This window comes from Hymenobacter sp. HDW8 (genome assembly GCF_011305775.1).
Classification (GTDB): Bacteria; Bacteroidota; Bacteroidia; order Cytophagales; family Hymenobacteraceae; genus Hymenobacter; species Hymenobacter radiodurans.
Genome location: NZ_CP049907.1, coordinates 749,803 through 762,757, shown reverse-complemented (window position 1 = coordinate 762,757; position 12,955 = coordinate 749,803). Strand labels below are relative to the sequence as shown.

The 12,955-nt window shown below is 58.9% G+C and carries 16 protein-coding genes; 2 read left to right on the top strand and 14 right to left on the bottom strand.

Going from position 1 to position 12,955, the window contains the following annotated elements:
* Positions 1–15 precede the first annotated feature (15 nt).
* The 14 genes from G7064_RS03285 to G7064_RS03225 all read right to left on the bottom strand — a co-directional run bounded on the left by G7064_RS03285 (position 16) and on the right by G7064_RS03225 (position 11,083).
* The gene (locus G7064_RS03285) at positions 16–456 is read right to left on the bottom strand and encodes a GPW/gp25 family protein (RefSeq protein WP_166072438.1); all 441 of its coding nucleotides are present in this window, start codon (positions 454–456) and stop codon (positions 16–18) included.
* 66 nt (positions 457–522) lie between these two features.
* Positions 523–642, bottom strand: a complete 120-nt coding sequence (locus G7064_RS22925; protein ID WP_317128508.1) for a PAAR domain-containing protein — start codon at positions 640–642, stop codon at positions 523–525.
* 192 nt (positions 643–834) lie between these two features.
* Complete coding sequence (gene vgrG / locus G7064_RS03275) at positions 835–2,604, bottom strand: type VI secretion system tip protein VgrG (RefSeq protein WP_166072437.1); 1,770 nt, start codon at positions 2,602–2,604, stop codon at positions 835–837.
* 55 nt (positions 2,605–2,659) lie between these two features.
* Positions 2,660–3,379 (bottom strand): CIS tube protein, encoded by a 720-nt coding sequence (locus tag G7064_RS03270; RefSeq protein WP_166072436.1) that lies wholly within the window; start codon positions 3,377–3,379, stop codon positions 2,660–2,662.
* Positions 3,379–3,567, bottom strand: coding sequence for a DUF5908 family protein (locus tag G7064_RS03265; RefSeq protein ID WP_166072435.1), 189 nt, complete (start codon positions 3,565–3,567; stop codon positions 3,379–3,381). The genes G7064_RS03270 and G7064_RS03265 overlap by 1 nt, the downstream gene beginning before the upstream one ends.
* 48 nt (positions 3,568–3,615) lie before the next feature.
* Positions 3,616–4,053: a phage tail protein gene (locus G7064_RS03260; RefSeq protein ID WP_166072434.1), complete on the bottom strand. Its 438-nt coding sequence runs from the start codon at positions 4,051–4,053 to the stop codon at positions 3,616–3,618.
* Positions 4,054–4,065: 12 nt separating this feature from the next.
* Complete coding sequence (locus G7064_RS03255; protein ID WP_166072433.1) at positions 4,066–4,503, bottom strand: phage tail protein; 438 nt, start codon at positions 4,501–4,503, stop codon at positions 4,066–4,068.
* 58 nt (positions 4,504–4,561) lie between these two features.
* Complete coding sequence (locus G7064_RS03250; RefSeq protein ID WP_317172810.1) at positions 4,562–5,590, bottom strand: phage tail sheath family protein; 1,029 nt, start codon at positions 5,588–5,590, stop codon at positions 4,562–4,564.
* Entirely contained in the window at positions 5,563–5,994 is a 432-nt protein-coding gene (locus G7064_RS22920) for a hypothetical protein (RefSeq protein ID WP_317172809.1), read from the bottom strand. The genes G7064_RS03250 and G7064_RS22920 overlap by 28 nt, the downstream gene beginning before the upstream one ends.
* A 36-nt stretch (positions 5,995–6,030) precedes the next feature.
* On the bottom strand, positions 6,031–6,444 hold the full coding sequence (locus G7064_RS03245) for a hypothetical protein (RefSeq protein ID WP_166072432.1): 414 nt from the start codon (positions 6,442–6,444) through the stop codon (positions 6,031–6,033).
* Positions 6,387–6,809, bottom strand: a complete 423-nt coding sequence (locus G7064_RS03240; protein WP_166072431.1) for a hypothetical protein — start codon at positions 6,807–6,809, stop codon at positions 6,387–6,389. The genes G7064_RS03245 and G7064_RS03240 overlap by 58 nt, the downstream gene beginning before the upstream one ends.
* Complete coding sequence (locus G7064_RS03235; RefSeq protein ID WP_166072430.1) at positions 6,713–7,042, bottom strand: hypothetical protein; 330 nt, start codon at positions 7,040–7,042, stop codon at positions 6,713–6,715. Before G7064_RS03235 ends, G7064_RS03240 begins: the two co-directional genes overlap by 97 nt.
* 1 nt (position 7,043) lies before the next feature.
* A complete protein-coding gene (locus G7064_RS03230) occupies positions 7,044–7,676 on the bottom strand; it encodes a DUF4255 domain-containing protein (RefSeq protein ID WP_166072429.1) in 633 nt (210 codons plus the stop codon).
* 716 nt (positions 7,677–8,392) lie between these two features.
* On the bottom strand, positions 8,393–11,083 hold the full coding sequence (locus G7064_RS03225; protein WP_240935702.1) for a zinc-dependent metalloprotease: 2,691 nt from the start codon (positions 11,081–11,083) through the stop codon (positions 8,393–8,395).
* Between the two features lie 335 nt (positions 11,084–11,418).
* On the opposite strand from G7064_RS03225, the gene G7064_RS22155 reads away from it, so the two are divergent.
* A complete protein-coding gene (locus tag G7064_RS22155) occupies positions 11,419–12,003 on the top strand; it encodes a glycosyl hydrolase family 28-related protein (RefSeq protein ID WP_240935701.1) in 585 nt (194 codons plus the stop codon).
* Positions 11,907–12,953: a glycoside hydrolase family 28 protein gene (locus tag G7064_RS22150; protein WP_317172852.1), complete on the top strand. Its 1,047-nt coding sequence runs from the start codon at positions 11,907–11,909 to the stop codon at positions 12,951–12,953. The genes G7064_RS22155 and G7064_RS22150 overlap by 97 nt, the downstream gene beginning before the upstream one ends.
* The last annotated feature ends 2 nt before the right edge of the window (positions 12,954–12,955 follow it).

Genomic DNA, 12,955 nt, shown 5'->3' with positions numbered 1-12,955 from the left:
GTCCGTAGCTGGTTGCTATCGTTCGGGCAGTTGGTTGAGGCTGGTAGTCAGGTTGATATCGGTGCCTTCTTTTTTGTAGAAGGGAAAGACGAAGTTGAAGCGGGAGTTGGTCGTGCGCACCCGGTAGATGACCTCGATGAGCACCACGCCTTCCAGCTCGCGGCTGCTGTCCAGGCGCACCTCTTCCAGCTTAATGCGCGGCTCGTAGTACAGGATGGCCGATTCAATTTTGTCGGCCATCAGGGTTTTGGTGGTCGTATCGAGGCTTTCAAAAACCAGCTCCTCCAGGTTGCAGCCAAACTCCGGCAGCATTACCCGCTCCCCCAGCGTGGTCGACAACAAAATCTCTAAGCTGGAAGCAATATCAGCCTCCTGTTCCAGCATTTTTACCCCCCGCTCCTGGGGAGTGAAGGTGGGGGGGAAGGACCAGCCGCGACCAAGGAAAACGAGATTCATGGCAAGATTTATTTGGACTGGATAAGCTGCTTTAACTGCGGATATTGATTCTCAGAAGCGACTTATTCAGCCGCCAATGAGCACCGTGGGCATGCCTGGCCCGATGATGGCCCCGCCCGACGCGGTTACGTCGCCGAAACGGGCCGCGGGCCGCCCCCCGATCAGCACCGTGAGCGACCCTTTCACGATGGCATCGGCCCCGCACGTGTCGCCCAGGCGAGCCGCGGGCAGCCCCCGATCAGCACCGTGGCCGCCCCCGGCGGCAGGATAGGGGTAGGTGCCCCACTGGTCGCGGGGCTGGTAATCAAATCCGAAACGCGGGCCGCAGGAAGCATTTTTTAGATGATTGTGGGTAGCATGGGTTTGCGGGTGTGGTCTTCAGTTGATGCGGACCAGGCCGCCCTGAACGGTGGTGGTGGCACTGCCTTTCACGGCGGTGCTGGCCGAGGAAAGCTCGGCACTGCTCGTGCCCTGGGCCGTGAAAGCCGCCTGGGCCTTAAGGTTCAGATTCAGCCCTTCGGCTTTCAGGTCTTTGCTGGCTTTCAGGATGATATCCTTGCTGCTTTCCATCGTGATGCCGGCCTCGTTGAGGATGATTTTATTGCCGTTTTGGTCTTTGATTTCTATCGTTTTGTCGGCTTCCGAAAGCCGGATGCTGTTGCCGCCGGGCGTGGCGAACACCAGCTCTTTTTTTTCGTCATCGAAGGTCATTTTCAGCTTTGCCCGCGACACGTATCCCTTTTCATGGTTCGGGTCGGCGGGCGGGACCGGGGCCGGTTTATTGCTACTGTGGCACATGCCCAGCACCACGGGGTAGCGCGGGTCGTCGTGCAGAAAGCCTACAACTACTTCATCCCCAATCTCGGGGCGGAAATAGGTACCGCGCTGCGGACCCGCGTCCAGAGTGGCAATGCGAGCCCACGTGCCTTCCTGCTGCTCACTGATCAGCGGCAGCCGCACCTTGATGCGGTCTTCGCCGTCGGGGTCGCCTTCCAGCCTGGTCACTACGCCCGTATGCAGGCCACTGACGGCCGGCAGCAAGCCCGCGGCCGGCAAGGGGCGCAGGTTGTAGGTAGCGGCAAAGGGCTCCGGACTGAGGCCAAACTGCACGTCGGTTTGCCAGTTGCCACGGGCTACCTGGTGCCGCACTCCCACAATGAGCATCTTGCCCTGGAGGCGCTCCCCAATGCCCTGCACGTCGATGAGCTTGCCCGGCAGCACGCCGGCAAAGCCCTGAAACTGAGCCCGGCCCCGCACTTTGCCCAGACGGGCGCGCAGCAAGCTGCCATCGGCCCAGGCCTTGAGCTCGGGCGCGGAGAGCTTGCCCCCGTGCCGCAGCACGTGCGCCGCACCCCCGAGTACCTTGGACAGCACGTCGGGTGAGAGGTTGCCGTTGCTGGTGGTGGCGGGCTCTGTGGCTTCCGCTTGGGTTACTTTCTGGTCGCTCGCGTTCCAGCTGGTGGCCTTGATGCCGGGGCTCTGCAACCGGGCGTCCATCTCGGCATCAAGCTCCAAGATGGTGGCGCCAAAGGTGGCCGTCACGGCGGGCTCCTGCTTCAGATCGGGCTTGGCAACTCGGATCTTGCCGTTCTCCACCATCACCAGTAGCCCATTCGCCTCGGCCCGGCAGAGCACGAAGTCCCAGTCGGTGGCCTCGTACTGCACTACTTCCCGCAGGTGGGGCTGGGTGGCTTCGATGTCCCGCCCGAGTTGGTAGCGGCCGATGATTTCGTCCAGAATGTCGCTATCCTTTTGGTCGGCGTAGTAGTGGCTTTTCAACCCGCTGGTCATTTTCACGGCCTCATCGCGGCATTCCACAATCAGGAAGCTGCCGCTCCGGCGGATCTTGACGCTATGCTTGATCACGATGCCCGTAAACACGGAGGTCTCCTGCGAGCGGTAGCCCAGCTTGATTTCTATCTTTTTGCCCGGAATAAAATAATTGGTGTTGCCCACCGCGAACGTGCCGCGCGACGCCTCGCCGTCCTGGATATGCAGGGTGGCGGACGGTATCCGGTTTACTTCCCGCATCACCGCAATCGACTGCACGTGAATGGTACCGGGAATCTCGGTGCCTTCCACCAGAATAGTAGCCGTGCAGACATCGGGCGTGGCGGGCGTAGGAATAGTGGCGGTGCTGGGGGGCATTTTGTTAGCAGTAGAGAATAAAATCACTCATTATCTGACGCGAAAGGCCCTTTGCTCAGACGGGGGCCGCCGTTTTATCGAGGGGAGGAAATACCAGGGACTGGCCCGGCTCCAGATGCCGGAAGTTGCTAAGGCCGTTGACCGCGGCCACGTGCAGGTAATAGCGGGCGTCGCCATAGATGCGGTAGCAGAGCAGGGGTAGCGTATCGCCCCCTTTCACTTGCTGCACGTGGGTCAGGTCCGGGGATTTCTTGTCTTCTTTCGCCGCCCGAATCTGTTCCTCGATGCTGCTTTTAAACTTCACGCGGGCCACCGCCCGAATGGGGCTGCCATCCGGATTGAACAGCTTATAGGTGACGCTCAGCTCGGTTACGCGGCCCTTAAAAATGGAATGGCGGCCCCACACCAGCTTGAAGTGCCGCGGCTCGTGGGCGTCGCCTTTGTATTCAATTAGTACTTGCTTGAGGCGCTTTAAATCATCGGCAATATCGGCGCGGGGCTTGCCATCGATGATGCCGGTGTTGTCGAACAGAAACTCAAAGGTGATTTCCTCCGGCTCGGTGTACTCGTACTTCAGTTGCTTGCCACTGGTGCCCTGGCCCTGGTCAAACTCCGAGAACTTGAGCTTGTAGTCCAGCGTGTAGCTTTCCGGGTTAATGAGGGCCTCGAAGTACGCGTCGTTGCCGATGGCTTCCCTAATGCCACCTCGCTCTGCTTCCTTCGAGTCTTTAAAGCCCAGAATGAGCAGCTTTTCCAGTTTGCCGCCGGTTGCCATTAGCGTTCTTTTTTCTCTTGCAGAATTTGCAATACCTGTTCCACGCACTCCGCCACCATGGCTTGCTTATCGGCCTCCGCGCTGCCATTGTGCGCGGGTACCAGCCCCGGCAGCGGCGCCGCTTGGTGGCCGTTTTCCGCTGTGTTCACCGTGAAGCGAATGTGCAGTTCCTTGATTTCAATTGGCATAGGAAGGAGGGACAAGGGGGGCGGTAACGAAAGAGCCGGACTTCTTCGTTACCGGACCGTGAAGTAGCGGTACATGAGTTCGAGCGTTTCAACCACGATGGCATTGTCCGTGGAATTCAGATCGGATATCTGCCATTTCTTCGGAATAGCTTGGGCGATAATCCAGGCGCGCAGGGGCTCACTTTTTTCATTCAGGAGAATGATGTTCAAGTCCCTAGGTTGAAAGTCACGGTCCCGGAAGGCAGCCAGGCACCACCGGATGACGTCCGAGTCGGTGAGCATGCCCCGCTTGAGCACCAGCTCGGCGTACTTGGTGCGCACCGGCAGTTTGTGGGTAAAGCGGTTTTCGCCGCCTTCGCGATATTCCTCCATCTCGTACTCCACTGCCAGCCCCGACACCGACTGAAAGCCCGTGTCGTGCTTATTCTTGCTGATGCCGAATTCTACGCGGTAGTAGAATCCCCAGGGCGGATAGTAGCCGGCCACAGTTGCGGAGGGTTAGATGTTCATCAGCTTCAGGCCTTCGTGCGCAATTTCGATGCTTTCGACGGCCACCTCGTTGGCATCCGATTTCAGGTCGGGGGCCGTGACTTTCACGGGAAAGCAGCGCGTCGCCGACCAGGCCGCCACGGGCTCGTGCTTTTCATTGAGCAGGCGAATGACCACGTCGCGGCGTCCGTTTACGCGCTCGTTGGTGATGTCATTCAGCCACTGGTTGAAATCGAAGTCACCCTCAAACTTGCCGCGCTTCATGGTCACGTTCTCGTTCTTGCCCAGGCCCGGCATTTTGAGGGTGCTGAAGTCCCGGCTGTCGCTGTGCCGGTACTCAATTACCTGCACCTGCATGGAGAGGCCGGTAACTTCGGTGAAGCTCATCTTAGCGCCTCCCCAGTCCACCTGAAAGTGAAATCGGGGTAATGGATATTCTTGTGCCATAGGGCTTTGTGGTAAAAAAGTGAAGAGGCCGGCAAGGCTTCGGACTTACAGGTTCAGATCAGGACTCGGCTAGCTTGTGCGAGAACTTGAGGATGATGAACTCGGCGGGCCGCACCACCGCCATGCCCACTTCGACGTTCAGGCGGCCTTCCAGAATGTCCAAGGCGGTCATGGTTTTGCCCAGGCCCACGGCCACGTAAAACGCGTGTTCGGGCTTGATGCCTTGCAGGGCGCCCTGCCGCCAGAGCGTGGTCAGGAAGTTTTCAATCATGGCCTGTACCCGCACCCAGGTATTGGCGTCGTTGGGCTCGAAGACGAACGATTCGATGGCTTTCTTGACCGATTCTTCCACGAAAATGAAGAAGCGCCGCACGTTGACGTAGCGCCACTCGTTGTCGTTGCCCGCCAGGGTGCGGGCGCCCCACACCAGGGTGCCTTTGCCCGTGAAAGCGCGAATGGCGTTCACGGATTTGCCCCCCACCACATCCACGTTCATCTGGTCCTGCTCGAGGGTGGAGAACTGGATGGATGGCTGAATCACGGCGCTCACGCTTAGGTTGGCCGGCGCCTTCCACACGCCCCGGCTGGTATCGACGGCGGCGTAAATGCCCGCAACGGCCGCGCTGGGGGGCATTTTGCAGATCATGTCGCGGATAGCCGCTTTGGCCAGCTCATACAGGCGGTTGCTGCCAACCTTCAACGTGTCGAGCTTGGCAGTTGTCGGGGCCGCGCCGTTGATGCTGTGGTCCACGTCGATTTTGGTCTCATCAATGGCCAAGTCGAGGACGGTATCCAGGTTGGGACCGTAGGCCGCCCCGTATTTCAGGTTCTTGGTGCCAATGCCTTTGTTGCGAAAGTTGCCAACGGCAGCCAGCAGATCAGCCGTTGGGTCCGACAGGGATTCGCTGTCGCCGTGCACATCCATAATCACGAAGCGGTCCTTCAACAATTCGCACTGCGCCAGGGCGTCGTCCAGCAATGTTTTGAAATCATCAATGCTCAGCTGTTGGGCCTCTGGAATGACGATTAGAGTAGGCTCGTCTACATTCACTAAAGTTTTCAGTCCATCGTGTAAATCTTTGAGCACCAAAGCCCCCCCAACGCTTTATAAGTACCCGCCGAAACGATGTAGCAGGGGCCGCCGCCGTTGGCAAAAAACAGCTGCATCGCATAGTACAGGATGTGCTTGGAGCGGTCCGCTTCCGCAACTTTGCCCACCGCTTTTATCTCCTGGGTTTGGCTGTCGACCTGCGTTTCAGCCACCGCTACCTTAATCTTTTCCTCGGGCTGCGGTCCGCCAAAATACTTCTCGTAGCCTACCATGGAGGTTATGCGCACCGGTTTTAGTACCAGGTCGTCGGCCACCAGATCCTCCGCCTTTTGGGTGTAGCCAATGAAGGCGGAAATAGCGGTTTCTACGGGGGCAATAGAAGGCGGGAACTTGGGAGTCTCTTCTATGTAAACTCCCGGCGTTTTGTAGAGAGCTGGCATGGCATAAGGCTGAGTAAGGTTTTGTAAGACAATTGCTTATTCGAAGATTTCGGAGATGAGCCCCGTGATTCTGCCGGGTTGGGCGCTGTCGAAGGTGGCCTTGCTGAGGCCAGTCAGGGGCTTGCGCTTGGTGCCCGCGTTGCCGCGCAGCGTGAGTGGCAACGCGGTGGGCTCGGCCGAGACCGGGGCGCCGCTGTGCTTGTTGAAGTATTGCCGGAAAGTGGCGCGGTTGCGAAAGCGCACCTGAAAAACCGGATAAGCTGACTTGGCTAAGCCCCCGCTGGTGCAGCTATACTCGGCGTTGCCCGGCCTGACGGCCCTTATCCGTACTAAGGCAAACACGTCGTCGGGAATGCCTTCCGTTAGCTGGATGCCGCGGGTGGGCACTCCCGTCAGGCCCGGCGGGGGCACAATAGCCGGTACATCGCCCTGGTGCAGGTATACCGGCATATCGGTGACCTGGGCGCTGATCTGCTGGGTGGCCGCGCCGGGCTGATCACTGGTGAGCTGCTCCAGCGCCGCCCCGACAGGATGAGCGATTCTACCCGGTCGGTAGGCGTTAGGGCGGGTATTTCCTGGGAGAGAAACAGGGCTCGGCTGGCCCCAGCGCCGCGGGCTAGGCCGGTCAGGTTCGAGAAAACGGGTATATTCTCCTTGTAGCGAAATACTCGCTTCGTTGGCTCGTCGTAGAAATCATAAATCTTGCGGGCAGGCAGCGTCAGGGCCGTGTAGTCAAAAAATTGACTGCTGTGGACCCGCACGGTAAACTCCAGCACGGCATCGTCGGGAATGACGGCGCCTTTCTTAGTGGCCACAATGCCCCCAGCGCCGTGCTTTTAAACACGCCGCCCAAGCCTTGCAAGGCCTTAGCGGTGGCGGGCGTCGGCGCAAAGGGAATAAAGGAGCGCACATCGTACGTAAGCAGGCGCTGGAGCCGCTCGGCTTCCGGCAACGCATCAAACACGGTCTGGCCTTCATCCAGCCAGTAGTGGTGGAGTAGTCGGACCTCAAAAAGGCGCTGGTAGCCACTGACGATGCGCTCCGCCATGTTATTGTCCGGTTGGCTGGTGATGGTAAAAGTCGGTGGCGATGTCCGTAATCAGGCCGCTTTCGGTGTGCGCCGCCTTGAACTTCAGATCGAGCATGCGCAGGCGGTACAGCACAAACGGGTATTGCTTGCCGCCCAGCGTGCCCCAGAGGTGGTTTACTTCCTCCAGGGAAGGCGAGTACAAATCGAAAATCAGCTTGAAGCGTTCGAGCTGATCCAGCGCATTGGTAGGCGCATTCTGGCTGATCGATTCGGGCGCCACGCTTTCCGGCGTGAACACGTTCTGGGCCTGAAAAAACCGGATGCCCCGCGAGAGAATCAGCAAGGCATTGATGTAGTCGCTGTGCGTGGCCGCGACCAGAATCTGGAAGTTTAAAAAAACGGGCGGGTTCTCGTACGTGGCCGTGAGCTTGATATCGTTGCGCACGTAATGGGGGAGGTTTTTCAGGGTGGTTTCCTCCGTAATATTGACTACTGAAAGTATCAGCCGGTCGCGCGGCACACCCCCGTTTTGCCCCCCCAAGCCTTCCGCCAGATTACCCAGTTTCGCTTCATTGGGAGGCGTGACCAGGCCATAAGCCGCCAAGTGCTTGTTTAGCTCATTGACCACGATGGAGAGTGCATGCGAGATCATTCTTTTGGGTCAATAAATACTCCCTCCAGGAAGCAGAGAGAGGAACCGAATGCGAGGCGTCCAACCACCGTCGGCGCGCCGGTTGCCTGATATGGGCTCTAACTACCCTGACGAGCGGCAGCCGCGTGGTTACCCGCGCCCAGCAGTCGATGGGTAGGGAAGACCTTCACCCAGCTAGTAGTGCTTCAAGCTAAGCTCGGAACGCAGGGTTTACATCAGTGCCAGCACTGAAACTGGCGTGGCTGGATGCGATGATCAGGTAATGTGATCCGCAACTGGGTATTTCTCAGCTCCCTTCATGGTATTCACAACAAGCTCCTGAAAACAGCAATTTTGCGGCTTGTTATGGTTGGCTATGTTTGGACAATTTCAACAAGCCCTAAAGGCCAGTTTATTGGTCCTATCGTTTTCCGTAGGAGGGCTATCGGTACGGACATCCGTACTGGAGAACCACCTTGACTCCTCGACCTAGCTAGCTAGCCCCAAGCCATACTACAGCCCTAGTTCGGTTGACCTAGTAAAGGGCCGCGCGGCAGCGAAGAGAATGCTGAGCAGGAACTTTTGCATCGGTAAAGGGAAGAACTAGGCAGTGGGGGATAGGCACGTAGCCGTATTTGGCTGACCCCATATCTGACCCATTTGTTAGAAAAGGGTCTTTTTAGTCTTTACAGAACATGCAAAACTGCCCGGGTGTGAACCGCTTTTTGGTTGAATGCTCAACGGTAGCAGGGCCAATAACTATTAGCCTCCTGAAGGTTATTCGGGTTGCTTATGCAGAAGGGCCCTCGGAAAACGGCGTTTCCGAGGGCCCTTCTGGGCGACGTAACTAAGTCAGATGACTTTGGAATCAGCGCGCGAGTCGACTGCCTGCTAATCCACAAACCCCATAGTCGGCATGCCGATAGGAGCCCCGGGGGCATTTCTGCTGCTGGTGGGGGAGTGAACGTCTTCGGATCGGCGCGGAACTGCTCGATTTGCGACAAGCCAAATAGGAGGTTGGCTTGTTGCGGCCCTTTGCCCCGCTTCACTTCCTTACGCATCCACTGCTGTAAGTCGTCTACGGCCAGCAGGGCCTGACCGCGTACACTGGCGGCGGCTCTGGTGTCGGCCGCGAGCTGCAACAGGTACTTCAGCGTGAGGTTGTTGACCACCGTTTGGAGCGCGCCCGCGTAGCCGGTCTCGGGCTTGGCGCGCCAGGTACGCGCCAGCAGTTTATCTACCATCGGCATAAACCCGGGCTGCTTACTGTCGCGGGCCTGATATTCAATGAGGCGTGCGGCGCGTTGCGGGTTTAGCAGGGAGGCAATAGTGGGGCCGGCAGCCGCTTCGGCCGCGGCCAGCGGATCGAAGGTGGGGCCGGTGTAGCCGGCAAAGGTTTCGAGCGTCTTGGGATAGCCTGATGGCCGGGGCGGAATCTTGGCAATAAGCGCCTCGGGCAGCTGCAGCGCGGCCGGCGTAACGGTCGTGAGCAACGCCTCAAACGCTTGCCACTGCACCGCTGGTTCTACCATCTGGGTAGGAGCCTGCCCGTCGTTTTTTACGGCGTGGGTGAAAAATTGCCCCCCAAGCGATTTGGCCACAGCTTCTACCTGGTAGCGGTGGAGCAGGTACATGGGCACCAGCACTTCTTCCAACGTGGCCATGGGTGCCTCGGAGCGGATGGCTTTTTCGGAAAAGTTGTCGAGTACCTGTCGGCGCACCTGCATCAGGGTGGCTAGCTGGGCAATGGGGTCGGTGCCATCTTCCCACTGATTGGCGGCTGGGTGCGCGTAGCCACCGATGTCGGGAATAAAGCGGTGCCCTTGCTGCAATGTCTCCTGCATGATGCGCTCGAGCGCCTGGTTTTCGTCGGTGCCCTTGGGGAAATCGGCGTAGCCCCACGTTATGGCGCGCTTGTCCCAGCTGCCGATGCCGACGGCGTAGGCCTGCGACAAATCGAGGCTGCCGTCGGGCTGCAGACTAAAGCGCGGAAACGGATAATCCATCACCGAAGCGCGGTCTTTGGTGCTGGCCGTGAAGTTGTGGTGCAGCCCCAGCGTGTGACCGATTTCGTGGGCCGACAGCTGGCGAATACGAGCCAGCGCCATCTGCTCCATTTTGTCGGATACGGGCTTGCCGTCCTCGTAGGGCTGCAGCAGGCCTTCGGCAATGAGGTAGTCCTGCCGGTGGCGGTCGGCGCCCAGCGACACGATGCCTTTGATGATTTCCCCCGTGCGCGGGTCGACGTAACTTGCCCCGTAGGAGTAGGCCCGCGGCACGCCTGACCGGTTAATCCAGTTGACCATGTTGTAGCGGATGTCCATGGCGTCGGCGCCTACGGGCAGCTCCTTGATTTGAAAGGCATCCTTGTAGCCCGCCGCCTCAAAGGCCTGATTCCACCAAGCCCCGCCTTCTAGCAGCGCTTTTTTGATGGCCGCCGGCGCACCCCGATCGACGTAATACACAATGGGCTTTATGGCTTCGCTCACCGCCGCCGTGGGATCTTTCTTTTCCAAGCGGTGGCGCACGATAAAGCGCTGCGCCAGGGGCTGGCTCATGGGGGCGGCAAAGTCCAGGTAGCTGAAGTCCTGAAAGCCGGAGCGGGGGTCGAAGTTGCGGGGGCGGAATCCCTTTTCGGGGAGCTCGATAAAAGCCTGGTGCATCTGCACCGTCACGGCGTTCGGGTCGGGGGCCAGCGAGTAGTCGGCGCCCCGGCCGGGCGTGCTCGTGAACGTAATCATGGCCTCAAACTCCGTGTTCTTGGGGAAGTTGCGGGTGTTATCCAAGTACACGGCCGAGCGCGACTCGTCGACTTTATAGCTTATCGGTTGGCCGCTGCCGGGTCCACCCATTAAGCTAGCACCGGGTCCTTGGTACCCGCGACTGCCCAAGCCCTCGGCAATTTTCTGGCTGTCGCGCACCAGAAAAGGAGTGAGGTCGATCAGCACTTTTGAGGCTTCCGTGGCCACGGGTGCAAACCCCCAGATGACCGATTTGGCAAAGGCATTGTCCACGGCCCGCTGCTCGTCGGCGTTGTCGGTTACGGCCCGGTAGTCGTAGTTGGGCTCGATGAGCAGTACTTTGCCCCCCACGCGGATAAACTTGGCAATGGCCGAGCTGCTCTGGCCCCGCTCAATGCCCTTACCCACGCTGCTAGCCAGGGAGCCGAAATACAAAAATTCCTGGTCGAAGCGCGTCACTTCCAGGAAGATTTTACCCGTTTTCTGGTCGTAGTAAAAGGGGAAGTAGCCGTCGAATTTCTGCATTCCCTTGACCTGCGCGGTCAGCGAGCCGGCAGGCTTGGCGATGGCAGCTTTGGTGATAGCGGGGGGCGCCGGAGGGGTTCCCTGGGCGAGGGCGGCCGTTCCCGGCAGAGTTAATAGGCCAAATAAGAAGAGGTCAAGCGTGTGGCGAGTAATGTGCTTCATGCCGGAAAGAGTAGGGGTGCGAGGTAAGCCAGGTAAGGTTACATCAATTTGGGGGAAGAACCCAACCGTCGGCTTATCAACTTCGCGGGGGCAAATGCGAGTTGCCGTGCGGCCCGCTGCGTAGCCACGCCCTTTGTAGGTTGAACAGACCAGAAGCTGTGGTTCGTCCTAGGAACACTTATCAGCAGAGTACAGGAGAGTCAAAAGGGCAGATTGCTGCTCCTTGTACTACCAAACACGGCTTTTGCCAACCCAGGCACTTAGTCGGTCGCATCCGCCCCCGACCAGGGATGACAGAAGATGTTGGCCCCTGTTGCTTTATTCACTGAACCTGCATGCTACGCTACGCCTTTCTGCTCTTAGTTTTTCTGCATGGAATAAAGGCAGCAGCAGCACCTCTGGGGGGCAATTTTAACATCCGCGACTACGGCGCCAAGGGCGACAGCGCCACTCTCGATACCGATGCTATCAATCGCACCATTGCCGCGGCCGCTAAGGCAGGTGGGGGTACGGTGTACTTTCCGGCCGGCACGTACCGCAGCTTTTCCATCCGGCTGCAAAGCCGCATTTCTCTGTACCTGGACCAGGGCGCGACCCTGCTGGCGGCCACGCCGGTGGGCGACATTGGCTACGATGCCCCGGAGCCGGGCGCGGGCAATAGCTTCCAGGATTTCGGGCACAGCCACTGGCACAACAGCCTGATCTGGGGCGAGAACCTGACCGACGTTTCTATTCTCGGCCCCGGTACTATTTACGGCCACGGCCTGACGCGGGAAGGCCCGCACCGCGCCCCGGTGGGCAACAAAGCCATTGCCCTCAAGCTCTGCCGCAATGTGATGCTCAAGGACTTTACGGTACTCTTTGGGGGCATTTTGCTCTGCTGGCTACTGGCGTCGACAACCTCACCATCCATAATCTGAAGATTGACACTAACCGCGACGCGCTGGACATTGACGCCTGCCGCAACGTGCGAATATCTAACTGTACCATCAATTCACCCTGGGACGATGCGATTTGCCTAAAAAGCTCGTTTGCGCTGGGCTTCGCCCGCGCGACGGAGAACGTCACGATTACCAATTGCCAAGTCAGTGGCTACGACCGAGGCACGTTGCTAAATGGTACATATCAGCGCAAGGAAGCTCACTTGGTACCCGATAAGGAAGGGCCCACTGGCCGCATCAAGTTCGGCACCGAGTCGAACGGTGGCTTTAAGAATATCGCCATCACCAACTGCGTGTTTGAGTACTGCCGGGGCCTGGCCCTGGAAACCGTGGACGGCGGCTTGCTGGAGGACGTGACCATCAGCAACATCACCATGCGCGACATCATCAACGCGCCCATTTTCCTGCGTCTGGGCGGGCGGCTGCGAGCCCCGGCGGGCACGGAAATAGGCAAGCTGCGCCGCATCAATATCAGCAACGTGAACGTGTATAATGCCGATTCGCGCTTCGGCTCGCTTATCAGCGGCCTGCCCGGACACGCCATCGAGGATGTGCGCCTGAGCAACATCAGCATCTGGTACAAGCCGCTAGAAGCGGCCGATGCCCGTGCCATCCAGCCGGTCGTGCCCGAGCACGAGAAGGACTACCCGGAGCCGCAAAAATTCGGCATACTGCCCGCCTACGGCTTTTTCATTCGGCACGTGAAGAATATTGAGCTGCACAACGTGAGCCTCACCTTCCTGGGCACCGAAACGCGGCCCGCCCTGCAGCTTATCGATGTGCAGGGCGTCAACCTGCAGCATTTGACGGCAAAAAGGCCCCCCACGGCCCCACTGATGCAGCTCCAGGACGTCAGTGACCTCGTAATGCGCGACAGTGAGGGGCTGAAAAACCAGACGCTGCGCCAAGTAAAATCCAAGGCCTTGTAACC

What these genes read in the sequence shown, in the direction of transcription:
- G7064_RS03285 (WP_166072438.1), bottom strand. Translation starts at nt 456, where the DNA reads ATGAATCTCGTTTTCCTTGGTCGCGGCTGGTCCTTCCCCCCCACCTTC.
- vgrG (WP_166072437.1), bottom strand. Translation starts at nt 2,604, where the DNA reads ATGCCCCCCAGCACCGCCACTATTCCTACGCCCGCCACGCCCGATGTC.
- G7064_RS03270 (WP_166072436.1), bottom strand. Translation starts at nt 3,379, where the DNA reads ATGGCAACCGGCGGCAAACTGGAAAAGCTGCTCATTCTGGGCTTTAAA.
- G7064_RS03265 (WP_166072435.1), bottom strand. Translation starts at nt 3,567, where the DNA reads ATGCCAATTGAAATCAAGGAACTGCACATTCGCTTCACGGTGAACACA.
- G7064_RS03255 (WP_166072433.1), bottom strand. Translation starts at nt 4,503, where the DNA reads ATGGCACAAGAATATCCATTACCCCGATTTCACTTTCAGGTGGACTGG.
- G7064_RS22920 (WP_317172809.1), bottom strand. Translation starts at nt 5,994, where the DNA reads ATGCCAGCTCTCTACAAAACGCCGGGAGTTTACATAGAAGAGACTCCC.
- G7064_RS03245 (WP_166072432.1), bottom strand. Translation starts at nt 6,444, where the DNA reads ATGCCGGTATACCTGCACCAGGGCGATGTACCGGCTATTGTGCCCCCG.
- G7064_RS03235 (WP_166072430.1), bottom strand. Translation starts at nt 7,042, where the DNA reads ATGGCGGAGCGCATCGTCAGTGGCTACCAGCGCCTTTTTGAGGTCCGA.
- G7064_RS03230 (WP_166072429.1), bottom strand. Translation starts at nt 7,676, where the DNA reads ATGATCTCGCATGCACTCTCCATCGTGGTCAATGAGCTAAACAAGCAC.
- G7064_RS03225 (WP_240935702.1), bottom strand. Translation starts at nt 11,083, where the DNA reads ATGAAGCACATTACTCGCCACACGCTTGACCTCTTCTTATTTGGCCTA.
- G7064_RS22155 (WP_240935701.1), top strand. Translation starts at nt 11,419, where the DNA reads ATGCTACGCTACGCCTTTCTGCTCTTAGTTTTTCTGCATGGAATAAAG.